This is a genomic window from Bradyrhizobium sp. AZCC 1577, assembly GCF_036924575.1.
Taxonomy (GTDB): domain Bacteria; phylum Pseudomonadota; class Alphaproteobacteria; order Rhizobiales; family Xanthobacteraceae; genus Bradyrhizobium.
In genome coordinates, this window is sequence record NZ_JAZHRQ010000001.1 from 6949265 (window position 1) to 6969459 (window position 20195).

General features: G+C 62.9%; 26 protein-coding genes, 1 pseudogene and 1 riboswitch. Of the genes and pseudogenes, 14 read left to right on the forward strand and 13 right to left on the reverse strand.

Going from position 1 to position 20195, the window contains the following annotated elements:
- The first annotated feature begins 50 nt into the window (after positions 1–50).
- The 4 genes from V1278_RS32825 (at position 51) to V1278_RS32840 (ending at position 2456) form a co-directional block, all read left to right on the forward strand.
- Positions 51–485, forward strand: a complete 435-nt coding sequence (locus V1278_RS32825) for a nuclear transport factor 2 family protein (protein WP_334383587.1) — start codon at positions 51–53, stop codon at positions 483–485.
- Between the two features lie 174 nt (positions 486–659).
- The gene (locus tag V1278_RS32830) at positions 660–1562 is read left to right on the forward strand and encodes a hypothetical protein (protein WP_334383588.1); all 903 of its coding nucleotides are present in this window, start codon (positions 660–662) and stop codon (positions 1560–1562) included.
- 183 nt (positions 1563–1745) lie between these two features.
- Positions 1746–2162, forward strand: coding sequence for a hypothetical protein (locus V1278_RS32835; protein WP_334366800.1), 417 nt, complete (start codon positions 1746–1748; stop codon positions 2160–2162).
- A 156-nt stretch (positions 2163–2318) separates the two neighbouring features.
- Positions 2319–2456 (forward strand): hypothetical protein, encoded by a 138-nt coding sequence (locus V1278_RS32840; protein WP_156908851.1) that lies wholly within the window; start codon positions 2319–2321, stop codon positions 2454–2456.
- A 42-nt stretch (positions 2457–2498) separates the two neighbouring features.
- Here V1278_RS32840 and V1278_RS32845 read toward each other — a convergent pair whose 3' ends face one another.
- The 3 genes from V1278_RS32845 to V1278_RS32855 all read right to left on the reverse strand — a co-directional run bounded on the left by V1278_RS32845 (position 2499) and on the right by V1278_RS32855 (position 3728).
- Positions 2499–2642: a hypothetical protein gene (locus V1278_RS32845; protein WP_028350761.1), complete on the reverse strand. Its 144-nt coding sequence runs from the start codon at positions 2640–2642 to the stop codon at positions 2499–2501.
- A 142-nt stretch (positions 2643–2784) separates the two neighbouring features.
- Positions 2785–3264: a MaoC family dehydratase gene (locus V1278_RS32850; protein WP_334383589.1), complete on the reverse strand. Its 480-nt coding sequence runs from the start codon at positions 3262–3264 to the stop codon at positions 2785–2787.
- 2 nt (positions 3265–3266) lie between these two features.
- Complete coding sequence (locus V1278_RS32855; RefSeq protein ID WP_334383590.1) at positions 3267–3728, reverse strand: MaoC family dehydratase; 462 nt, start codon at positions 3726–3728, stop codon at positions 3267–3269.
- 202 nt (positions 3729–3930) lie between these two features.
- Between V1278_RS32855 and V1278_RS32860 the strand changes: the two genes are divergently transcribed.
- A complete protein-coding gene (locus tag V1278_RS32860) occupies positions 3931–4224 on the forward strand; it encodes a DUF4282 domain-containing protein (RefSeq protein WP_334383591.1) in 294 nt (97 codons plus the stop codon).
- Positions 4225–4381: 157 nt separating this feature from the next.
- Here V1278_RS32860 and ychF read toward each other — a convergent pair whose 3' ends face one another.
- The 4 genes from ychF to V1278_RS32880 form a co-directional block, all read right to left on the reverse strand.
- Positions 4382–5479: a redox-regulated ATPase YchF gene (gene ychF, locus V1278_RS32865; protein ID WP_334383592.1), complete on the reverse strand. Its 1098-nt coding sequence runs from the start codon at positions 5477–5479 to the stop codon at positions 4382–4384.
- A gap of 39 nt (positions 5480–5518) precedes the next feature.
- Positions 5519–6124, reverse strand: coding sequence for an aminoacyl-tRNA hydrolase (gene pth / locus V1278_RS32870; RefSeq protein WP_334383593.1), 606 nt, complete (start codon positions 6122–6124; stop codon positions 5519–5521).
- 21 nt (positions 6125–6145) lie between these two features.
- Positions 6146–6868 (reverse strand): 50S ribosomal protein L25/general stress protein Ctc, encoded by a 723-nt coding sequence (locus V1278_RS32875; protein ID WP_334366795.1) that lies wholly within the window; start codon positions 6866–6868, stop codon positions 6146–6148.
- A gap of 363 nt (positions 6869–7231) precedes the next feature.
- A complete protein-coding gene (locus V1278_RS32880) occupies positions 7232–7522 on the reverse strand; it encodes an accessory factor UbiK family protein (RefSeq protein ID WP_065743541.1) in 291 nt (96 codons plus the stop codon).
- Between the two features lie 183 nt (positions 7523–7705).
- On the opposite strand from V1278_RS32880, the gene V1278_RS32885 reads away from it, so the two are divergent.
- The 4 genes from V1278_RS32885 to pgeF are packed head-to-tail and all read left to right on the forward strand — an operon-like array spanning position 7706 to position 11204.
- Entirely contained in the window at positions 7706–8440 is a 735-nt protein-coding gene (locus tag V1278_RS32885) for a dienelactone hydrolase family protein (protein WP_334383594.1), read from the forward strand.
- A 12-nt stretch (positions 8441–8452) separates the two neighbouring features.
- Positions 8453–9304: a prolipoprotein diacylglyceryl transferase gene (gene lgt, locus V1278_RS32890; RefSeq protein ID WP_334383595.1), complete on the forward strand. Its 852-nt coding sequence runs from the start codon at positions 8453–8455 to the stop codon at positions 9302–9304.
- Between the two features lie 8 nt (positions 9305–9312).
- Complete coding sequence (locus V1278_RS32895; RefSeq protein WP_334383596.1) at positions 9313–10440, forward strand: class I SAM-dependent methyltransferase; 1128 nt, start codon at positions 9313–9315, stop codon at positions 10438–10440.
- Positions 10437–11204, forward strand: a complete 768-nt coding sequence (gene pgeF, locus V1278_RS32900; protein WP_334383597.1) for a peptidoglycan editing factor PgeF — start codon at positions 10437–10439, stop codon at positions 11202–11204. The genes V1278_RS32895 and pgeF overlap by 4 nt, the downstream gene beginning before the upstream one ends.
- Before the next feature lie 3 nt (positions 11205–11207).
- Here pgeF and V1278_RS32905 read toward each other — a convergent pair whose 3' ends face one another.
- Positions 11208–11318: a zinc-binding dehydrogenase gene (locus V1278_RS32905; RefSeq protein ID WP_334383598.1), complete on the reverse strand. Its 111-nt coding sequence runs from the start codon at positions 11316–11318 to the stop codon at positions 11208–11210.
- Positions 11319–11450: 132 nt separating this feature from the next.
- Between V1278_RS32905 and V1278_RS32910 the strand changes: the two genes are divergently transcribed.
- Positions 11451–12071: a hypothetical protein gene (locus V1278_RS32910; RefSeq protein WP_334383599.1), complete on the forward strand. Its 621-nt coding sequence runs from the start codon at positions 11451–11453 to the stop codon at positions 12069–12071.
- 172 nt (positions 12072–12243) lie between these two features.
- Positions 12244–13197 (forward strand): ribose-phosphate pyrophosphokinase, encoded by a 954-nt coding sequence (locus V1278_RS32915; protein WP_334384306.1) that lies wholly within the window; start codon positions 12244–12246, stop codon positions 13195–13197.
- A 153-nt stretch (positions 13198–13350) separates the two neighbouring features.
- Here V1278_RS32915 and V1278_RS32920 read toward each other — a convergent pair.
- Positions 13351–14163 (reverse strand): annotated as a pseudogene (locus V1278_RS32920) (SDR family NAD(P)-dependent oxidoreductase).
- Between the two features lie 187 nt (positions 14164–14350).
- Positions 14351–14929 carry a 6,7-dimethyl-8-ribityllumazine synthase gene (locus V1278_RS32925; RefSeq protein ID WP_247511783.1) on the reverse strand — a complete coding sequence of 193 codons (579 nt, stop codon included), beginning with the start codon at positions 14927–14929 and terminating at the stop codon, positions 14351–14353.
- Between the two features lie 77 nt (positions 14930–15006).
- A riboswitch (FMN riboswitch) is annotated at positions 15007–15159 on the reverse strand.
- A 244-nt stretch (positions 15160–15403) separates the two neighbouring features.
- Here V1278_RS32925 and V1278_RS32930 point away from each other — a divergent pair.
- Positions 15404–16321: a Bug family tripartite tricarboxylate transporter substrate binding protein gene (locus V1278_RS32930; RefSeq protein ID WP_334383600.1), complete on the forward strand. Its 918-nt coding sequence runs from the start codon at positions 15404–15406 to the stop codon at positions 16319–16321.
- A gap of 80 nt (positions 16322–16401) precedes the next feature.
- Here V1278_RS32930 and V1278_RS32935 read toward each other — a convergent pair whose 3' ends face one another.
- Positions 16402–17226 carry an LON peptidase substrate-binding domain-containing protein gene (locus V1278_RS32935; RefSeq protein ID WP_334383601.1) on the reverse strand — a complete coding sequence of 275 codons (825 nt, stop codon included), beginning with the start codon at positions 17224–17226 and terminating at the stop codon, positions 16402–16404.
- A gap of 556 nt (positions 17227–17782) precedes the next feature.
- Here V1278_RS32935 and V1278_RS32940 point away from each other — a divergent pair.
- Positions 17783–18283, forward strand: a complete 501-nt coding sequence (locus V1278_RS32940; protein WP_334366782.1) for a YbjN domain-containing protein — start codon at positions 17783–17785, stop codon at positions 18281–18283.
- A 123-nt stretch (positions 18284–18406) separates the two neighbouring features.
- The gene (proC, locus tag V1278_RS32945) at positions 18407–19273 is read left to right on the forward strand and encodes a pyrroline-5-carboxylate reductase (RefSeq protein ID WP_334383602.1); all 867 of its coding nucleotides are present in this window, start codon (positions 18407–18409) and stop codon (positions 19271–19273) included.
- 112 nt (positions 19274–19385) lie between these two features.
- Here the strand turns inward: proC and V1278_RS32950 are convergent, their stop codons facing one another.
- Both V1278_RS32950 and V1278_RS32955 read right to left on the reverse strand, forming a co-directional pair.
- Positions 19386–19781 (reverse strand): thioesterase family protein, encoded by a 396-nt coding sequence (locus V1278_RS32950; protein ID WP_334383603.1) that lies wholly within the window; start codon positions 19779–19781, stop codon positions 19386–19388.
- 149 nt (positions 19782–19930) lie between these two features.
- On the reverse strand, positions 19931–20134 hold the full coding sequence (locus tag V1278_RS32955) for a tautomerase family protein (protein ID WP_171710092.1): 204 nt from the start codon (positions 20132–20134) through the stop codon (positions 19931–19933).
- Between the last annotated feature and the right edge of the window lie 61 nt (positions 20135–20195).

Here is a 20195-nt window from a genome sequence, read left to right on the forward strand (position 1 = left end):
ATTGGGCGCGATTGCCGTTGTTGAAATCCAGTTTTTAGGACCAAATCAAAATGACAGAGCATAGTCTCTGGCGTTTTTCGCGCGCGTTGCATCGTGCGATCAATGAACGCCAGCCCGCCGATCTCGAAACCCTGCTCGACGAGGAGGTCGACTGGGCGATCTATGGACCGATCGATATGTTTCCGTTCTTCGGCCAGCGCCGCGGCAAGGCGGCCGTGATGGAGGTGATCAGGCAGATTGCGGACAATTTCCGCGTCCACCGCTTCGACCGCGAATCGATCATGCTGGGAGTGGATACGGCCGCCTCGATGATGCGCTATTCGCTGACCGCGCTGGATTCGAACAAGCCGATCAGCCTGCGCATCGCCCATTTCGCCCAGTTCAGGGCCGGCCGCCTGACCAACTTGCGCGTGCTGGTCGACACCTTCGATCTGGTCGAGCAGACCGTGGGCTACCCGATTCACCTGCCACGGATGGCGGTGTAACTCCCAGATGCCGTCCTTGCGAGGAGCGCAAGCGACGAAGCAATCCATGCCTCGGCTTGCGGCGCTATGGATTGCTTCGCTTCGCTCGCAATGACGAAGCGCGGTCATAATTTCGCACTAAAACAAACGCATTGTTGGCGCGACTTGGAATGCGGGCGGGCAATGATTCCGAAAATGCGATTTGGCTGGGCGCGGCTGCCAATGCTGGTGGCCGGCGTAAGTTTGGCTTCGATATTGGCTGTGGCGGCACAAACGCCGCCGATCGACGACGAGGCGGAGATGCAGCGGGCTGAAGAAGCCGAGGCCGCTCCCAGCGTCAACGATGCCGACATCATGAAGGACATCGACGTCGAAAAGCTCGACTGGAGCCAGCTCAACGTCGATGCATCGACCCTGAGCTTTCAGGCGCCGAAGGGAGGCAATTCGTCGAAAGGCGCTGCCAGCGCGGATGCCTCATGGTCCGCCAATGAAAGACCGAACGGCACCTCCGCGGTATCGGTCAAGCAATCCATCTCGCCGTTCTGGGATGCGCGGATCGGCGCCGACATGACGGTCGCGCGGCAAGGCACGGTGACGACGTCCGAACTGCTCTCGGAAAAACTTGCCAATGGCGGCAGCCTGCCGCAATCGTCCGGCACCGCGTGGGCTGCGATTACCGCCCCAGGCGTTGGCTCGATTTGGGACACGACCGCGGTCGAGGCCCGGGTCGATCCCGGATCCGAGCAGAGCAAGCTCGGCACTTCCTTGAGCAAATCGCTGCCGATCAGCGAGCAATATTCGCTGACCCTGAAGAACGACTACAACCTGATCCAGCAAGGCATCGTGCCGGTGCCTGGCATCGTCGGCCATCCGGCCAGCAGCTACGAGACCGACCAGTCGGTAAAGCTCAGCATTGCCGACACCGGCACCAGCCTGATCGCCGGCCAGACGCTATCGACATCCGACGACAAGTGGCTGCGCAAGGTCGGCGCCGAGCAGAAGCTGTTCGACGGCGTCACCATCTCCGGCTCGATCGGCGAAACGCCCTCGGGTGCCGCCAACAAGAGCCTCAGCGCGGGCTTCAGGCGTAGCTGGTGAGGGCCGAAATCGTCCCAGTTTGACGCGCTTTCCGGCCTCAAGGGCACCACCCCAGAGAATGAACCATCATTGCCGCAGATTGGCCAAGATGCGGACAAAATCGGCGGGACAGATGGGACCCGCTCCACTTCGTCGTGCGGGGGACGTCCGCGCTCGCCTGAAAGCGAAACAGAGGAATAGCCGATGAACGCCACTATTCGTTCCGAACAAGCTGATCCGAACCCGGAAGTCGACGGCGATCTCGCCGCCGTATCCGAAGTCGAGGCCGGCATCCGCGATTTCGTTCGCAACGATATCGCCTATCTGCGCCGGCCCGCGGTGGGCCCGGACACCATGCCGATCGACGCCAATGCCGAAGCGACCGTCAACAACGTCAACTCGCTGATCCAGCGCGTCGCCGGCACCTCGCTGGCGGAAATCGAGAAGCTGATTTCCGAACTCGAAAGCCTCCGCGACCTGCTCCATGCCGAAGGCCAGCGCGTCCAGCGCGAGATCTCCGGCTATGCGCAGCTCAGCCAGGCGGCGATGAAGTCGACGCGCATGATTGCCGACAACGTCACGCAGTGGAAGCGCGCCGCCGACGGCCTGCGCAACGCCTAATCTGATCGTTGCAAAAATCTGACACTCCGCCGCGTTCCGTACCGGAGCGCGGCGGTTTTGTTTGGCTGTGTTCGATCTGAACTTTATAAGCACGGTCGCGTCCAAGGACGGATGTCGTCACTTGGCGGCAGGCACCTTTTTGGGGACACACCGGCGATGCAAAACGTTCAGCCAGACAACATGGATTCCATGCCGTTGCGGCAATCGTCGCATAGCATGGGCACGCTCGTGATCCGCTTCGTCGGATTGCTGACGCTTGCGGTCGTGGCAATGACGTTGATCTGGAGCCGCTGAATCTTTTTTGAGATTCGGCGTCTATGCTTGCTCGATCCGCAACTACTGGCGGACGAACGCGGTGTCCTCGATCGTGTAAACGCCGTCGGCATAGGATTTCACCACCATCGTGGCGGTGAGCATCACCGCCATCGTGACGGTTGCGAAGACAAAGCCGACGAATTTCAGGCCGTTGCGATCTGCCATTTTCATCCCCTCGGTACTTCCCCTGAGACGCATTTGGCAGGCAGAAAGTTCAAAATGCGTTAGCAAAAAAACGGTTTCGTGGAGTCGTGGATTACGAAGCACTAACGAAACAATTGGCTAACCATGTTTCGCCGGACTACAATTAACCTGCATTCCGTCGCGGTACGAACGCGGTGGCGAGGAACGAGAACACGACTTCGTCGCGCTGGTTGGTGCCGGTATTGCGGGCTTGCAGTATGCCCCATTCGGGACGCTTCTCCGAGGTCCGCTTGGTTTCGACCTGGTTGGAAAAGCTGACGGTATCGCCCGCCAACACTGGCCTAACCCAGCGCAATTCACGAAAACCCGGCGACGGCCCCCACACCGCGACCTTCTCACCGCGTGCGGCGGCCTCGGCCGTCAATCGCTTGCCGTCGGCGACCAAGAGCTTCATGCACACCGCCGCAACGTGCCAGCCCGATGCGGCCAGCCCCCCGAACAGGGATTTGCGCCCCTCTTCCTCATCGAGGTGAAAGCGCTGCGGATCGAACTGCGCGGCAAACCGCTTGATGTCTTCGGCTGTGAAGGTGAACGAGCCAAACTCGCGCTGCGCGCCGATCTCGATGTCCTCGAAGAAACGCATCGCTACTCCGCTCCTGCTTCAAGGCGCCGGCGCACGATCATCGGGGACTCCATCTCGCACAGTACGACCCCGGCCGCGTTGCGGATCGTACTCTTGAGGGTCACGATACCGGTCTCGGGTCGGCTTTTCGAAATCCTGGCCTCCGCGACGCTGACATCCAGCGTCAGGTCATCGCCCGGGCGCAGCGGCGACAGCCAGCGCATTTCGTTGACACCGGGCGAGCCGAGCGAGGCAGTGCGGCCGATAAACCCGTCGAACAGCATCCGCATCACGAGAGAGCCGAGATGCCAGCCCGAACCGGACAGCCCCTTGAGCATCGACGCGTTGGCGGCGACCTCGTCCAGATGCATCGGCTGCGGGTCGAATTCGGCGGCGAACGCCAAAATCTCCTCGCGCGTGACGTGGCGCGGTCCGAACGTGCCGAAATGGCCGGGCGTGAAGTCTTCGAAGGTCAGCGTTGTCATCGATTGAGGATTTGGATTGAGGATTGCGGCGGGGAAGCCCGATTGTGGCCGTTATTTACGGCAATCTCAACCCGCCCACCCGCATGGCTCGTTCGCCACGGGCGAGTACCGTTGCCGGCGCTCGCCCGGCTTGCCCGAAGCAGTTTTCGAGGCTAGCCCTGTGTCATCTGGGATCAGGCTTTGAGTCGCCGGAGAACCATCGATGCTCGATTTTCAGGATCTATTTCAGTGGGATCGGTTCATCACGCCCACGATTATCAAGACTTTCTACTGGCTGGTTATCGGCTTGATCATACTGTTCGGTATCGCCGGCATTTTGTCGAGCTTGTCCGTCATGGCAATCAGTCCCTTCTACGGATTTGTCCTACTGTTGGCCTCGATCGCCGGCGTCGTGGTCGGCGTGGTGTTTTCGCGCATCGCCGCCGAATTCATCCTGATCGTCTTCCGCATCAACGAGCATCTCGGCGCGATCCGCGACCAGGGCGGGATGCGGTAAGTTCGTGTCCCGGACGCGGTGCAGCGTGTAACGCTGCTCCGCAGAGCCGGGACCCACGCCGGCATAGGCCCCGGCTCAGCAGCGCACCGCCATAGCGTGTCGAAGACGCGCGTAACGCGCTTATGGCGCTGCGCTGCGTCCGGGGCACGCCCACCTCTCACGTATTAAACCTGAAATGCATCACGTCGCCGTCGGCGACGACATATTCCTTGCCTTCCAGGCGGAGCTTGCCAGCGTCGCGGGCGCCCGCTTCGCCGTTCAGCGCGACGTAATCGGCATAGGCGATGGTCTCGGCCCGGATAAAGCCCTTTTCGAAATCGGTATGGATCACGCCGGCCGACGCCGGCGCCTTGGTGCCGCGGTGGATGGTCCAGGCACGGGCTTCCTTCGGGCCGACGGTGAAATAGGTGATGAGGTCGAGCAACTGGTAGCCGGCGCGGATCAGGCGGTCGAGGCCGGCTTCTTCCAGCCCGAGCGTCTCGAGGAAATCGGCGCGCTCCTCGCGTGACAGGGTCGCGATCTCGGACTCGATCTTGGCCGAGATCACCACGGCGACCGCGCCTTCCTTCCGGGCGTGCTCGAACACCTGTTTTGAGAAGCTGTTGCCGTCCTTGGCCGAGCCTTCCTCGACGTTGCAGACATAGAGCACCGGCTTGGAGGTCAAGAGGCCGAGCATGCCGAAGGCGCGTTCTTCCTCCGGCTTGCGCTCCAGCGCCCGAGCCGGTTTGCCCTCGCGCAGCAGCACCAGGGCGCGGTTGACGAGGTCGAGCGCTTCCTTGGCGTCCTTGTCGTTGCCCTTGGCCTTTTTCGTCAGATTGTCGACCCGCTTCTCCAGGCTGTCGAGGTCGGCGAGCATCAGTTCGGTCTCGATGGTCTCGATGTCGGCCAACGGCGCGATCTTGCCTTCGACATGGGTGATGTCGGAATCCTCAAAACACCGCACCACATGCGCGACCGCGTCGACCTCGCGGATGGTGGCGAGGAACTGGTTGCCGAGGCCCTCGCCCTTCGAGGCGCCGCGCACGAGCCCTGCGATATCGACGAAGGTCAGCCGCGTCGGGATGATTTGCGCCGAGCCTGCGATCGCCGACAGCTTGTCGAGCCTGGGATCAGGCACGGCGACTTCGCCGACATTCGGCTCGATGGTGCAGAACGGATAATTCGCCGCCTGCGCCGCTGCCGTCTCGGTCAGCGCGTTGAACAGCGTCGACTTGCCGACATTGGGCAGGCCAACGATACCGCATTTGAATCCCATAACTTGTCCTGAAGTTCGTTGCTGACGGTCGACGACGCGTCACGCCGCGCCATCATCACCCTTGTCGAAAATTCCCTTGGCCTGCAGCGCCAGATGCACCTTGTTCTGGAACGAGGAGTCGTGCCCTGCCGCCAGCAAGCCGGCATTCTCGGCCACCGCCACGCACAGGGCTTCCACCCAGGCGCGGTCGCTCTTGGCGAAATCCGAGAGCACGTGGCCGTGCACCAGCTCCTTGATGCCGGGATGGCCGATCCCTAGCCGCACCCGGCGATATTCGTTGCCGATATGCGAGGAGATCGAGCGCAGCCCGTTGTGGCCGGCGATACCGCCGCCGACCTTGACGCGGACTTTCGCCGGCGGCAGTTCGAGTTCGTCCTGAAACACGGTGATGTCGGAGGCGCCGAGCTTGAAAAAGTTCGCGGCTTCCTGAACCGCGCGCCCGGACTCGTTCATGTAGGTGGTCGGCCGAAGCAGAACGACCTTCTCGCGATCCAGCGTGCCTTCGGATGTCTCGCCCTGAAAGCGGCGGCGCCACGGTGCGAAACCGTGACGCCGCGCAATTTCATCGACGGCCATGAACCCGATGTTGTGCCGGTTGTTCGCGTATTTCGAACCGGGGTTACCTAGGCCAACAAACAGGCGCATGACGCGGCATCCTGCCGCTGCTTACTTCTTCTTGTCGCCACCAGCCGGCGCCTTCGCGCCAGCCGCCGGAGCGGCAGCTCCCGCCGCAGGCGCGGCAGCAGCAGCCGGAGCGGCACCCGCCGCCGGAGCGGCCGTGCCTGCCGCCGCGGCAGCCGCCGCAGCCTTCTGCTCTTCGGCGTAGCCGGACGGCGGCACGATGGTCACGAGCGTTGCGTCTTCGCGCGACAGCGACTTCACGCCCGTCGGGAGCTTGATGTCGGACAGATGCAGCGAGTAGCTGATTTCCAGCGCGCCGGCATCGGCCTCGATATACTGCGGGATGTTGTCGACCGAGCATTCGAGCTCGATGGTGTGGGTGACGACGTTGATGGTGCCGCCGCGCTTGACGCCGGGCGAAGTTTCGCCGTTCACGACATGCAGGGGCACGCTGACGCGGATGGTTGCGCCTTCGCCGAGACGCAGGAAGTCGACATGGAGCGGGAAGTCCTTCACCGGATCGAGGTGGAAGTCGCGCGGAATCACACGGTGCTTCTTACCTTCGAGGTCGATGTCGAACAGCGTGGTCAGGAAGCGGCCGGCCAGGATGCGCTGGCGCAGTTCCTTGTCGTCGACCGAGATGGTCACGGGGGGCTGGTTGTTGCCGTAGATCACTCCGGGCACTCTCCCGGCGCGACGCTCTGCCCGGGCGGCCCCCTTGCCGCTCTGCGGACGCGCGGTCGCCTTCAATTCCTTGACGGTCGCCATCGTGTTAAGTCCTTGTTTTCTAAAAAGTTAAAGGCCGCATCGCGGCCCGTTGGCGTCCCACAGCAAGCCTCCAGGGGTGCGGGGGCTGCGGACGTGGCCGGCTTTTAGCCCCAAAGGGGCGAAATGACAAGGAAATGAAGGGATTTTTCTTAGGTTTGCACCCTCCCCTGGAGGGGTCCGGACGAGCGAAGCTCGCTCGGGGGTCGACGCGAAGCGGCGGGGTGGGGTGACGGTCCATCCCCTCGATCAGTGCCCGAGTGGAGAGATCACCCCACCCCGTCTCACATTTCGCTACGCTCCATGTGAGCCGACCCACGAGCGAGCTTCGCTCGTCTCGGACCCCTCCAGGGGAGGGTAACAACCCTACCCGTCCGCCATGCTGCCGGCATCCGGCGTGGCCGGCGCAATGCCGAGCTTGGCTTCCAGAACAGCAATCCGGCTCTTCAGCGCCTCGTTCTCCTCGCGCGCCAGGCGGGCCATGTCCTTGACCACGTCGAACTCCTCGCGCTTGACGACATCAAGATCGCGCAGGATGCGCTCGGCCTGGTTGCGCATGACCGTATCGACCTCGCGCTTGACACCCTGGGCGGCGCCGGCGGCGTCATTCATCAAACGGCCGATCTCGTCGAAAAACCGATTGCTGGTCTGGGTCATCTGAAACGCTCCGGTCGCTGCAAATTGATCGTCACGACAAGACAATGGCAATCCCAAGGGAAACGTTCAAGAGCGCGGTTCAACGCCAACGTGACGGCCGTTTGCCTTGTCATGCTGCAGTTTCCTTGCAATCGTATCGAACAGCCAGCCAGACACCAGAATCACAACGCAAAAGCAACGCCCATGATCGACCAGCAGATCGATATTGCGACCAAGGACGGCAAGACCACGACCTTCATCACCCACCCTGAGCGCGGCGGTCCCTTCCCAGTCATCATCTTCTACATGGACGCACCGGCGATCCGCGAGGAACTGCGCGACATGGCGCGGCGGCTCGGCACGTCGGGCTATTACGTGATGCTGCCCAACCTGTATTACCGCTCCGGCATCATGGAGCTGGGGCCGATACCGCCTGATCCGGAAGCGCCCGAGCGCAAGCGGATGTCCGGCTTCATGAACTCCATCAACATCGCGATGGTGATGGAGGACACCAAGGCTCTGCTCGCCTACGCAGAGACGCAACCTGCCGCAAATACGAAGATCGTCGGCACCGTCGGCTACTGCATGAGCGGTCGCTACGCGGTCAACGCGGCAACGCATTTTCCGGATCGTGTGAAGGCGGCGGCTTCGATCTACGGCACCCATCTCGCGACCGACCAGCCCGACAGCCCGCATCTGGCTGCATCGAAGACCAAGGCTGAACTCTATTTCGCCTGCGCCGAGACCGATATCTACGCGCCGCAGGAGATCATCGACAAAGTGAAGCAGGCAATGGAAGGCACGAACAACGAGGTCGAGATCTATCCCGGGACTCATCACGGCTTCGCTTTCCCGAAGCGGCCGGTCTATCACCGCGATGCTGCCGAGCGGCACTGGGAGCGTCTGCTGGCGCTCTATCGCCGCAACCTCGCGCAATAGACCTCCCGCCCGATGCCCTTTCTCACCATCGCCTTTCCGGAAATCAATCCGGTCGCCATCTCGATTGGACCGTTCGCGATCCGATGGTATGCGCTGGCCTATATCTGCGGCATCGTGCTCGGATGGATCTATGCGCGCGCGCTGATCAGGAAAGAGAAATTATGGGGCGGGCCGGCGCCGATCGCACCCGTGCAGCTCGACGACTTCATTCTCTGGGTTACGATCGGCATCATCGTCGGCGGCCGCACCGGCTACGTGTTGTTCTACAACCCAGCCTTCTTCATCCAGAACCCCATCGCCATTTTCAAACTCTGGGAAGGTGGCATGTCCTTCCATGGCGGCTTTCTCGGCTGCGTCGCCGCGGTGATGCTGTTTGCGCGCACGAACAATATCTCCATCCTGTCGCTTGGCGACATCACGACCGCCGTCGCCCCGATCGGAATATTCCTCGGGCGCCTTGCCAATTTCATCAAGGGCGAATTGTGGGGACGGCCGGCGGATTCCAGCGTGCCCTGGGCCATGGTGTTCCCCGACGGCGGGCCGCTGCCGCGGCATCCGAGCCAACTCTATGAAGCCGGATTGGAGGGCATCCTGCTGTTCGTCATCCTGGCGGCGATGATCCGGATGGGCGCGCTGAAGCGGCCGGGCCTGATCCTCGGCAGCTTCATTGCGATCTATGGTCTTGCGCGCATTACCAGCGAATTCTTCCGCGAGCCCGATCCCCAGCTCGGATTTTTGTGGGATCCCCAGCTCGGGCTGACCATGGGTATGCTGCTGTCGGTACCGATGATCATTGCCGGAGCCATCCTGATCATGATGGCATGGCGCCGCGAGACGCCGCAGCATATAGAGAAGTCGACTTAAGGCAGGCCGTGACCGAATTTTCGCCGTTACAGTCGGAGATCCACAAGCTGATCAGATCGTCAGGCCCGATGCCGGTCTGGCGGTACATGGAGCTGTGCCTGATGCATCCGGAGCACGGCTACTACGTGTCGCGCGATCCATTGGGCCGCGAGGGCGATTTCACCACCGCGCCCGAGGTCAGCCAGATGTTCGGCGAACTGCTCGGGCTATGGACGGCCTCGGTCTGGAAGGCGATCGGCTCGCCGCCGATGCTGCGGCTGGTCGAGCTCGGCCCCGGCCGCGGCACCATGATGGCGGACGCGCTCCGCGCGGTCCGGGTGCTGCCGCCGCTCTATCAATCGATCCAGATCCATCTCGTCGAGATCAATCCGGTGCTGCGCGAAAAGCAGCAGGCAACGCTATCCGGGGCGCGCAACATCACCTGGCATGACAGCATCGATGACGTGCCCGAGGGCCCTGCGGTCATTCTCGCCAACGAATATTTCGACGTGCTGCCGATCCATCAGGTGGTCAAGCGCGAAACCGGCTGGCACGAGCGCGTCGTCGAGCTCGATGCCAATGGCAAGCTGGTATTCGCCGCCGCGGATGACCCGATCCCGCGCTTCGAGGTGTTGCTGCCGCCGCTGGTGCGCGCGGCCCCGATCGGCGCCGTGTTCGAATGGCGGCCGGATAGCGAGATGATGAAGATCGCGGCGCGGGTGCGCGACCAGGACGGCGCGGCGCTGATCATCGATTACGGCCATCTGCGCAGCGACGCCGGCGATACTTTCCAGGCTATCGCCCGGCACAGTTTTGCCGATCCCCTGAAAAATCCCGGCCAGGCCGACGTCACCGCCCATGTCGATTTCCAGGCGCTGGCGCGCGCCGCGGAAGACGTCGGCGCGCGCGTTCACGGCCCGGTGACGCAGGGCGAATTCCTCAAGCGGCTCGGCATCGAGACCCGGGCGGTCACGCTGATGGGAAAAGCCACGGCGGAAGTTTCCGCCGATATTTCCGCCGCGCTCAGGCGTCTGACCGACAGCGGCCGCGGCGGCATGGGATCGATGTTCAAGGTGCTTGCGGTGACCGAACCAAATCTCACCTCGGTCGCAGGCCTCAGCGACGAACCGCCGGCACCGGGAGACGAAAAAGCATGACGTTCGGATCGTCGCTGCTCGCAGCCATTCCCGGGCTGCGCCACGCGTTCTTCACCCGCGAGGGCGGAGTATCCGGTGGAATTTACGAAGGACTCAATGGCGGCCTCGGCTCCAATGACGATCCGGCCAATGTGGCGGAAAATCGCCGCCGGATGGCCGAGCAGATGGGCGTTGCGCCCGAGCACTTGCTCAGCGTGCACCAAATCCACTCGCCCGACGCCGTGGTGGCGACCGGACCATGGCAGGGCGACAAGCCGCGCGCCGACGCGCTCGTCACCCGCACCGAAGGCATCGCCATCAGCGTCACTGCCGCGGATTGCGGGCCGATCCTGTTCGCCGATCCGGCCGCCCGCGTGATCGGCGCAGCACACGCCGGCTGGAAGGGCGCGCTGACCGGCGTCCTGGAATCCACGATCGACACAATGGAAAAGCTCGGCGCCGACCGCTCCGGCATCGTCGCCGCCATCGGCCCGCTGATCCGCCAGCACTCCTACGAGGTCGGCAGCGAATTCGTCGAACGTTTCCTGGATGCCGACGCGAAGAATGCAATGTTCTTCATTCCCTCGGTTCGATCAGGACATTCGATGTTCGACCTCGCCGGCTTCATCCGCATGCGGCTGGAAAACGCCGGCATCCTGATGATCGACGACCTCGGCGTCGACACCTATTCCGACGAGCGCTTCTACAGCTACCGCCGCTCGGTGCACCGGAAGGAGCCGGACTACGGCCGCCACGTGCACGCGATCGCGCTGGCGAGCGAGTAATTCCTACTTCACCCGCAGCACCACCTTTCCCCGCGCCCGGCCGGCTTCCAGGCAGGTGAGCGCCGCCGGCAATTGCGCGAAGGCAAATTCGCGATCGAGGACAAAGGCTCGCATGGATGATCCTGCGGAGTTGAAGAATTCTGGCAACAAGAAGGAGAGACGGGACGAGCCGGACGCAATCTTTTTGGCAAGCTTATCCACGCGCTGCCCTAGACCTTAACACATTTTAACGATATCGCAGGGGCAATGAGGAACACCTTGATTGCTTCGTGCCTGCAAATCCCGCGCGCCATGATGGCCGCGGTGCTGCTTGTCGTTTCTTGCGCGCTCGGTGGCTGTGCCGGCGGCGGCGCGGCCAGCGGCTCGTATGCGATGGCACCGAGCGCGGGCGGTGGTCCCACCGTGGCGTTCGAATCGATCGACGGTCCGCCGCCGCAGGTGTTCGACCGGATGGTCAGCGTGCTCGACAGCGAATCGAAACTCCGAAACCTGTCGATCGTCTCGCGCGAAGGCGGAGCATCCTACCGCGTGCGCAGCTATCTGTCGGCGCAGGTGGTTCGCGGCAAGACCGTGATCGCCTGGGTCTGGGACGTCTATGACAACAACCAGCAGCGTGCGCTGCGGCTTTCCGGCGAAGAACCCGCCGGCAAGGCTGGCCGCGACGCCTGGGCGGCGGCCGATGATCTCGTGTTGCGGAAAATCGCGCAGGCCGGCCTCAGCGGTCTGTCCGGCATGGTCAGCGGAAGCCCGGATGCAGCGCCTGCGCCGACCCCGGAGCGCCGCGGTCCCGCGGTCGCGAGTGCCGAAGAAACGGTACCCGCCCAGGATGCGGCCGGCGTCAGGGCGCTCAGCTTCAGCGCCCAATAAACAGCCCTGTAAAGTCCGGTATCGGCCGATTTTTGACCGGGAAAACGACATCAACGGGTTGCCAGCCGAGCCGCCCGCCTGATATCTCCTCGCTCGTAAAAAAAGCGCCGGTTCCCGAGGATTTCTCGATATGCTGAACGTCGTATCCAGCAAGGCGCGAGGAGAAGCGTTGATGGCGGCCAAGAACGGCTCGATCAAGCTGGTCGCCGGCAATTCCAACCCCGCGCTGGCCCAGGAAATCGCGAACTGGCTGCACCTGCCGCTGACCAAGGCGACGGTCCGCCGGTTTGCGGACATGGAAATCTTCGTCGAAATTCAGGAAAACGTCCGCGGCTCCGACGCGTTCATCATCCAATCGACCTCGTATCCGGCCAACGACCATCTGATGGAACTGTTGATCATCACCGATGCGCTGCGCCGGTCGTCCGCGCGCCGCATCACGGCGGTGATCCCGTATTTCGGCTATGCTAGGCAGGACCGCAAGGTCGGCTCGCGCGCGCCGATCTCGGCCAAGCTGGTCGCCAACATGATCACCCAGGCCGGCATCGACCGGGTCATGACACTCGACCTGCACGCCGGCCAGATCCAGGGCTTCTTCGACATCCCGACCGACAACCTCTTCGCCTCGCCGGTGATGGTGCGCGACATCAAGGAGCGCTTTGATCTTAGCAACCTCATGGTGGTGTCGCCGGACGTCGGTGGCGTCGTGCGCGCCCGCGGACTGGCCAAGCGCATCAACACCCCGCTCGCCATCATCGACAAGCGGCGCGAGCGCGCCGGTGAATCCGAGGTCATGAACGTGATCGGCGATTGCGCCGGTTACACCTGCATCCTGATCGACGACATCGTCGATTCCGGCGGCACGCTGGTGAACGCGGCTGACGCCCTGATCGCCAACGGCGCCAAGGAAGTCTACGCCTATATCAGCCACGGCGTGCTCTCCGGCGGCGCTGCCGCGCGCATCGCCTCCTCGAGGCTGAAAGAGCTCGTGATCACCGACTCGATCCTGCCGACGGAGGCGGTCAACAAGGCTGCCAACATCCGCACGCTGTCGATCGCGCCCCTGATCGCCGAGGCGATCAGCCGCACCGCTTCGGAAGAATCGGTATCGAGCCTGTTCGACTGATCGCAAACTCTTCGTCGTCCCGGCCTTGAGCCGGGACCCATAATCACGATGATCGTTTTGCGCTGCGCTGGGACGGCAATCCCCTAACAACTCACGCCTGTGGTTATGGGTCCCTGCTTTCGCAGGGACGACGATAGGGAGTCGAACCTTTCCTCAAAATCCCGGTCGCGGCACCAAATTCATCAGCATATTGGCATAGCCGCCATCGACCATGATCTCCTCGCCATTGACGTAGGACGCGCGATCGCTGGCGAGAAACAGGATCGCATCGGCCATGTCCTGCGGCATGCCGACCCGCCGCAACGGCACGACTGCGGCGCGACGCTCGGTGACGCCGGGCGTATCGTAGAACGCCTAGCTCATCGGCGTGATCACCATGCCGGGACTGACGACATTGCTGCGGATGCCGTGCGGCCCCCATTCATTAGCGAGCTGCCGCGACAGCATGATCACGCCGGCCTTGCTGACGCTGTAGGCGCCGCTCTGCCCCTGCGCGTTGCTGCCTGCGATCGACGCGACGTGAACCAGACTGCCGTGGCCAAGCGCGCGCATCTGCCGGCCGAACACCTGCGCGCAAAGAAAATAGCCGGTCAGGTTGACGGAGAGAACGGCGTTCCATTCGGCAAGCGTCAAGACGTCGAGCGCACCCGGACGCAGCACGGCCGCGGTGTTGACCAGCACGTTGCATGGCCCCAGCGATTTCTCGATCGTCGCGGCCGCGGCGGTGACGCTCTCGACATCCGTCGTATCGCAGCGCGCGATCACATGATCGGCGCCGAGCTTGCCGAGCTCGGCGCGCGTTATCTCAAGGCCACGTTCATCGAGATCGATCGCGGCCACGCGGGCGCCGGCCTGGGCAAGACTGAGAGCAACGGCGCGGCCGATCCCACCTCCCCCGCCCGTCACCACGCAGACGCGGCCTGACAGGCCGAGCCAATCGGAAGATTCCTGCGAGCTGTTGACCATCGATGCCTCCAATCCGATGCTGCTTCGTCATTGCGAGGAGCCACCGGGTCCGGCCCTCGTCCGGCCCGATGATCAACTCCGCGACGAAGCAATCCATTCTATCCATTCGTGGCGAGATGGATTGCTTCCGCCTTCGTTCTTCGAGCTACGGCGGACAAGTCGCTTCGCTCGCAATGACGTGGACTTGCTACCCCCCAATCCCCGCCGCCACTTGGCCACGCAGCCGCTCCAGGCTGTGTAGCGTGTTGGCGCAGGCTTCGGCTACCTCGATGCCCTTGATGACGAAATGCTTGCGGAAGAACTCGTGGTGCACGGCGCTTTCATGGAATTGCTGCGGCGTCAGCACCGCCGAAAATACCGGCACCTCGGTCCTGAGTTGCACGTCCATCAGCGCCTTGATCACGGTGTCGGCGACGAATTCGTGGCGATAGATGCCGCCATCGACGACGAGGCCGGCAGCTACGATCGCGGTGTAGCGCCGCGTCTTTGCGAGCAGTTGCGCATGCAGCGGTATCTCGAACGAGCCCGGCACCTCGAACAGATCGACCTGCGCGCGCGTGATATGGCGCGCTTCGATCTCTTCAAGAAAGGCAATGCGGCATTCCTCGACCACGTCGCGGTGCCACGACGACTGCACGAAGGCGATGCGCTGCGGCTTGACGAAACGCGGATGCACCGGCGCCGGCGGACGCTCGGGCACGTCAGGAACGTGATGGGCTTCGGCTGCTTGGGATTGGACTTCAGGCTCTTGCAACATCTGATTCATGGCTTTCCTCTTTCAGGACCAGAATCAGGGCATACGGAACGACGCCGACCCACGCGCAAACGTGCGAGGCCGCCGCAAACCGTTCTCTTTCATCCGGACTGTAACCGTCGGCTTCGGAATCACACCGAATCTGCTGACCCTTCTGCTCTGGCGAGAAGAAGGCGCTCGCGGGCTTGGGCTACGTCACCCTTACCGCCGGTGGGGATTTTCGCCCCGCCCTGAGAACATCGGCCGCCCGGAATGGACAACCTGCATAAGGATATGACCAAGGCCGGGGCGTCAGCAAGCTTCTTTGGCATGGGGAATCGGCATGTCCCCATGCCGCCGGAACAGGGCATGTGGCCTGCTGGATCGCTGCCTTTACTCAAACCGCGGCAATTAGGATAGGTTTGCCAAGAACAGGGGGACGCTCAACATGAAAATTCTTCGTCGGAATTTCCTCAAGTCGCCAGCGCGCTCATCGCAGCACCTGCCTTGCCGCGACTGGCGTCCGCGCTCGACTATCCGACGCGGCCGACGAAGATCATCGCAGGCTTCGCTGCAGGAGGCGGTGTCGATATCACGGCGCGGCTGATCGGCCAGTGGCTGGCCGACCATCTCAAGCAACCCTTCGTCGTCGAGAACCGCACCGGCGCCGGCGGCAATATCGGCACCGAGGCCGTCGTGAATGCGGCGCCCGATGGCTACACGCTGTTGCTGGCGACGGTACCAAACGCGGTCAACGCCTCGCTCTACGAAAAGCTCAATTTCAATTTCGTCCGCGACGTTGCGCCGGTGGCCGGCGTCATTCGTGTGCCGATGGTGGTGCTGGTGCACCCCGCGGTGCCGGCGCAGACCTTGGCCGAATTCATCGCTTACGCCAAAGCCAACCCGGGAAAGGTCAACATGGCCTCCGCCGGCAGCGGCAGCGCGCCACACATGGCGGGCGAGTTGTTCAAGATGATGACCGGCGTCGACATGATCCACGTCCCCTATCGCGGCCAGGGGCCGGCAATGACGGACTTGATCAGCGGCCAAGTGCAGATCCTGTTTGCCGCCGCGCCCGGCACCGCCGATCACATCAAGACCGGCAAGCTGCGCGCGCTCGCGGTGACGACGGCCACGCGCATGGCGGAGCTGCCGGAGGTTCCGACCGTAGCCGATGTCGTGGCAGGCTATGAAGCCAGCCAGTGGTACGGCTTCGCGGCGCCGAAGAACACGCCGGCCGAGATCGTCGACAAGCTCAACAAGGAGATCAACGCAGCGATCGCCGATCCCGGCATGAAGGCCCGGCTTGCCGCCATCGGCGGCGACCCGATGCCGGGCTCGCCTGCCGATTTCGGCAAACTGATCGCATACGAGACCGAGAAATGGGGCAAGGTGGTCCGCGCAGGCGGCCTCAAGCCGGAGTGAAGCGGCGATTTGCGAACGGTCCGGGAGATACCGATGCACGGCGAAACATTCACGAATCCGAAAGCGGTCCCGCCGGTTCTTCAAGCCGCCTGTTGACCGGCTTTCAGCAACTCGAGAATCTTCTCAAGCCGCGTAACCACATCGCTGGTTTCCAGGAGTTGCTGCCGCTGGTCTAGTCCGGCCGACAGCAATGGTGCAACTGAATCGGCCAACATCCCGGGCTCTTCGATGCTGGGCAGCCGCAGACGCGCCTGAAGCGGCTTTGGCAGCGATGTATGATCGAGATTCGCATAGACCCTGTAGGCTTCAATGACGGCTCCGCACAGCGCAGTGGCATCCGCCGTCCGGCCGCGGCTCTCCACGCATGGCGCAATCTCCGCTGCCAAAAACTCTTCCTCCTTGCGCCTGACGACCAAAGCGCGTTCGAGGCCGGATACAAAGGCCTTGAGAGTGCCGTCCGGCAGCGCAACGCAATGGATCACGTCTGCGGTTGTACCCACCGAGTAAAGCGCATCCAGCGCCGGATCGTCGTCGCCGGAGCGCTGCTGCGTAAGCACGAGAACTCGGCGATCGGTCGCTAGAGCGCGCTCGATCGCGCGCTTCGTCTTGTCGCGTCCGACAAAGATCGGCGCAAACATTTGCGGAAACAGAACGAGGTCCCGCATCGGCACGATCGGAACCACCGGCCGCGCCGGCGTCGCCTTCAAGCCCGTGGCCGGCCGCGGCGTCTCCGATGAAGCCGGCTGGCTCGCTTGAATCTTCGCAGCCAGAAAATTCCAGTCCGGAAAGCCGAGCGTCCTCGCGACCAGTTCGAGGCTCTCGCTGTGGGTTAAGGAAACAGATTTGGCCTTCAGGGCCTCGCGCAGGGTGTGCGCCATAGCCTTTGCATCGCGGAAATCACGCATGGGATCCTCTGCATTGGCGAACGAGAAAATGTCAGGCGCTTGCGTTACTGACTCGTTCGCTTGGGCAAAGGGTGCCTGAAGCGGCTCGATACATTCACCGTACCCTCAACAGGGCGCAAGCAGCGGGTCGTATCCACCCGAACGAAAATATGCGCCCCGGCCCGCGCGGCTGTCAATTGCACGGCTTCAGTATGTGCCGTCTCCGCGCCAGGCCGAGAAAGCGAGACGATGCCGGGAAAATTAACCACAAATTAACCATTGTGGCGGACCTGCCCAATTTCCTCCGGCGTCTTAGACTCCGTAGCGCTCGAATCCGATTCCGGTTTGTTCTCAAATTAATAGGTATGGCCGCGTTCAACTGTGGACGACGCCGCTTTGGCCTGTGGACGGACTCAGGGGTCAGTTGCGCGGATTCCGCAAATCACATCACTTGAGCTCGGCAGGCCCCGGGATGATCCGCGAACGGGGGATTGCAGTCGGCGGCGCCGCATCAGTTCAACGCGTGCCGTCCCCTTGGGTGCGTATCAGAAGAATTCAAAAACAAGGTCGAGACGGCATGTCCCTCCTCGAAGGCATTATTGATTCCCGGAACAACCCGCTCGCGGCCGTCGAGGACATCGCCGCCGAAAACAACTGGGCGTTCGAGCGCTCCGGCGAAGACGAAGTCACGATCGTCTCCAAGGGGAACTGGACCGACTACCAGCTCTCCTTCACCTGGATGGCGGAGATCGAGGCGCTGCACCTGGCCTCCGCGTTCGACATGAAGATTCCCCCCGCACGCCGCGCGGAAGTGCAGCGGCTGATCGCGGCGATCAACGAACAATTATGGGTCGGCCATTTCGACATCTGGAACCACACCGGCATGATCATGTACCGGCAAGCGCTGCTGCTGCCGGGCGGGCTGACCGCCTCGACCGCGCAATGCGAGGTCATGCTGGCCGGCGCCATCCACGCCTGCGAGCGCTACTACCCCGCGTTCCAGTTCGTGGTCTGGGCGGGAAAGAGCGCCGTGGAAGCCATGAGCGCGGCCATGTTCGATACCGAGGGCGAGGCGTAAGTCCCGCCGCTTCCACACGCACAGGGTCGTCCCTGCGAAAGCAGGGACCCGTACTCCGTGACCTCACGGCTCAAGCAAACTGCTTGTGGCCCCTCCCGAGCTTTACTAAAACCGCCGGTGATTATGGGTCCCTGCGTTCGCAGGGACGACGGCAGAATTCATGGTGACACCGTGAATACCAACACACTCCAAAATCTCCATGGCACCATTGCGCTGGCTGGCGCCGGCAAGATGGGCGGCGCGATGCTGACCGGCTGGCTGGCCGGCGGGCTCGACGCAAGCCGCGTGATCGTGATCGAGCCGCAGCCATCCGCTGAGATCGGAGCACTGGCGGCGCAAGGCATCCGCCTCAATCCGAAGGACGCGGGTACAGTCGATACGCTGGTGATGGCGGTTAAGCCGCAGACGTTCCGCGAAGCGGGGCCGGCGCTGAAGCCCTTCGTCGGAGCGAACACGCTCGTCGTCTCGATCATGGCGGGCACGACCATTGCGGCACTTGAAGAAGTCTGCGGCGGCATGGTGGTTCGCGCCATGCCCAACACGCCGGCTTCGATCGGCCGCGGCATCACGGTTGCGGTCGCGGCGAAAAATGTCAGCGCCGCGCAACGCGCCACGGCCGATGCGCTGCTGCGCGCCACCGGCTCGGTCGAATGGGTCGAGGACGAAAGCCTGATGGATGCGGTGACGGCCGTGTCCGGCTCCGGCCCGGCCTACGTGTTCCTGCTCGCCGAAGAGCTCGCGCGCGCCGGCGTCGAGGCCGGTCTGCCGGCGGAGCTTGCAACGAAGCTCGCGCGCGAAACCGTCGCCGGCTCCGGCGAATTGCTGCACCGCTCGGAACTTGCCTCGGCCACGCTGCGCCAGAACGTCACCTCACCCGGCGGCACCACTGCGGCCGCGCTGGAGGTGCTGATGGCCAAGGACGGCCTGCAGCCGCTGATGATCCGCGCGATCGCGGCGGCGACGAAGCGCTCGAAGGAATTGGCGAAGTAGTGGAATCGTAGGGTGGGCAAAGCGCAAGCGTGCCCACCATCGCGAGCACGATGCTGGATGGTGGGCACGGCGCAAGCGCGCCTTTGCCCACCCTACGGTTCGGCGGTCGCCGCTACTTCCCTGCAAGCCTCTTCGTGAACGTCTCGACATTGACGAGGCCGCGGGCGTGGCGGCCGTCGCCTATTCTGCGCTCGCCTTCGAAGGCTTCGACTTCGAAGCGGATCACGCGGCGCTCGACGGTTACGACCTTTCCCGTGACGCGTACCGTCGCGCCGACCAGCGAGGCGCCGAGATGGCGGATATCGACCTCGGTGCCAACCGTGATCCAGCCCGGCTGAAGATGGCCTCTGATGGCGTCACTCGAAGCCATCTCCATTTCCAGGATCATCATCGGCGTCGCATAGACCATCGGCATATCAGGCACGAAATGCCCGACCGTGCGTTCCGCCGGCACCACCAGCGTTCGCTCCGCGCTCATGCCGACCTTGATGAAGTCGCGTGCGTCCATGGATGCTTCCGCAAAACCGCTGTCGTCCCGGCCTTGAGCCGGGACCCATAACCACAAATAGCCATTGTTGCAGCGAGCTGGAGCTCCAGCTTCTCCCAACAACTAATATTGGTGGTTATGGGTCCCTGCGTTCGCAGGGACGACGGGAGTTACTTCTTCGCGGCTGCAGCGCGCTCGACGAACGTCTTGCCGCCCTTCATCTTGTGGGTGAGCGGCGCCTCGTTAATCTGGATCACGACAGCTTCCGCATCGACGCCAAGATTCTTCACCAGCGCCTGGGTGATGTCGCGCATCATGCCGACTTTCTGTTCTTCGGTCCGGCCGGCGGCCATGCTGATGGTGATCTCAGGCATTGGTAGTGCTCCCTTTTGCTCTTGCTTATTCGGTAAACTGTCATTGCCGGGCTTGAGATCC

Bases quoted from the DNA above. Each gene is read 5' to 3' on its own strand.
- V1278_RS32825 (WP_334383587.1), top strand. From the start codon at position 51: ATGACAGAGCATAGTCTCTGGCGTTTTTCGCGCGCGTTGCATCGTGCG.
- V1278_RS32830 (WP_334383588.1), top strand. From the start codon at position 660: ATGCGATTTGGCTGGGCGCGGCTGCCAATGCTGGTGGCCGGCGTAAGT.
- V1278_RS32835 (WP_334366800.1), top strand. From the start codon at position 1,746: ATGAACGCCACTATTCGTTCCGAACAAGCTGATCCGAACCCGGAAGTC.
- V1278_RS32840 (WP_156908851.1), top strand. From the start codon at position 2,319: ATGCAAAACGTTCAGCCAGACAACATGGATTCCATGCCGTTGCGGCAA.
- V1278_RS32845 (WP_028350761.1), bottom strand. From the start codon at position 2,642: ATGGCAGATCGCAACGGCCTGAAATTCGTCGGCTTTGTCTTCGCAACC.
- V1278_RS32850 (WP_334383589.1), bottom strand. From the start codon at position 3,264: ATGCGTTTCTTCGAGGACATCGAGATCGGCGCGCAGCGCGAGTTTGGC.
- V1278_RS32855 (WP_334383590.1), bottom strand. From the start codon at position 3,728: ATGACAACGCTGACCTTCGAAGACTTCACGCCCGGCCATTTCGGCACG.
- V1278_RS32860 (WP_334383591.1), top strand. From the start codon at position 3,931: ATGCTCGATTTTCAGGATCTATTTCAGTGGGATCGGTTCATCACGCCC.
- ychF (WP_334383592.1), bottom strand. From the start codon at position 5,479: ATGGGATTCAAATGCGGTATCGTTGGCCTGCCCAATGTCGGCAAGTCG.
- pth (WP_334383593.1), bottom strand. From the start codon at position 6,124: ATGCGCCTGTTTGTTGGCCTAGGTAACCCCGGTTCGAAATACGCGAAC.
- V1278_RS32875 (WP_334366795.1), bottom strand. From the start codon at position 6,868: ATGGCGACCGTCAAGGAATTGAAGGCGACCGCGCGTCCGCAGAGCGGC.
- V1278_RS32880 (WP_065743541.1), bottom strand. From the start codon at position 7,522: ATGACCCAGACCAGCAATCGGTTTTTCGACGAGATCGGCCGTTTGATG.
- V1278_RS32885 (WP_334383594.1), top strand. From the start codon at position 7,706: ATGATCGACCAGCAGATCGATATTGCGACCAAGGACGGCAAGACCACG.
- lgt (WP_334383595.1), top strand. From the start codon at position 8,453: ATGCCCTTTCTCACCATCGCCTTTCCGGAAATCAATCCGGTCGCCATC.
- pgeF (WP_334383597.1), top strand. From the start codon at position 10,437: ATGACGTTCGGATCGTCGCTGCTCGCAGCCATTCCCGGGCTGCGCCAC.
- V1278_RS32905 (WP_334383598.1), bottom strand. From the start codon at position 11,318: ATGCGAGCCTTTGTCCTCGATCGCGAATTTGCCTTCGCGCAATTGCCG.
- V1278_RS32910 (WP_334383599.1), top strand. From the start codon at position 11,451: ATGAGGAACACCTTGATTGCTTCGTGCCTGCAAATCCCGCGCGCCATG.
- V1278_RS32915 (WP_334384306.1), top strand. From the start codon at position 12,244: ATGGCGGCCAAGAACGGCTCGATCAAGCTGGTCGCCGGCAATTCCAAC.
- V1278_RS32925 (WP_247511783.1), bottom strand. From the start codon at position 14,929: ATGAATCAGATGTTGCAAGAGCCTGAAGTCCAATCCCAAGCAGCCGAA.
- V1278_RS32935 (WP_334383601.1), bottom strand. From the start codon at position 17,226: ATGCGTGATTTCCGCGATGCAAAGGCTATGGCGCACACCCTGCGCGAG.
- V1278_RS32940 (WP_334366782.1), top strand. From the start codon at position 17,783: ATGTCCCTCCTCGAAGGCATTATTGATTCCCGGAACAACCCGCTCGCG.
- proC (WP_334383602.1), top strand. From the start codon at position 18,407: ATGGGTCCCTGCGTTCGCAGGGACGACGGCAGAATTCATGGTGACACC.
- V1278_RS32950 (WP_334383603.1), bottom strand. From the start codon at position 19,781: ATGGACGCACGCGACTTCATCAAGGTCGGCATGAGCGCGGAGCGAACG.
- V1278_RS32955 (WP_171710092.1), bottom strand. From the start codon at position 20,134: ATGCCTGAGATCACCATCAGCATGGCCGCCGGCCGGACCGAAGAACAG.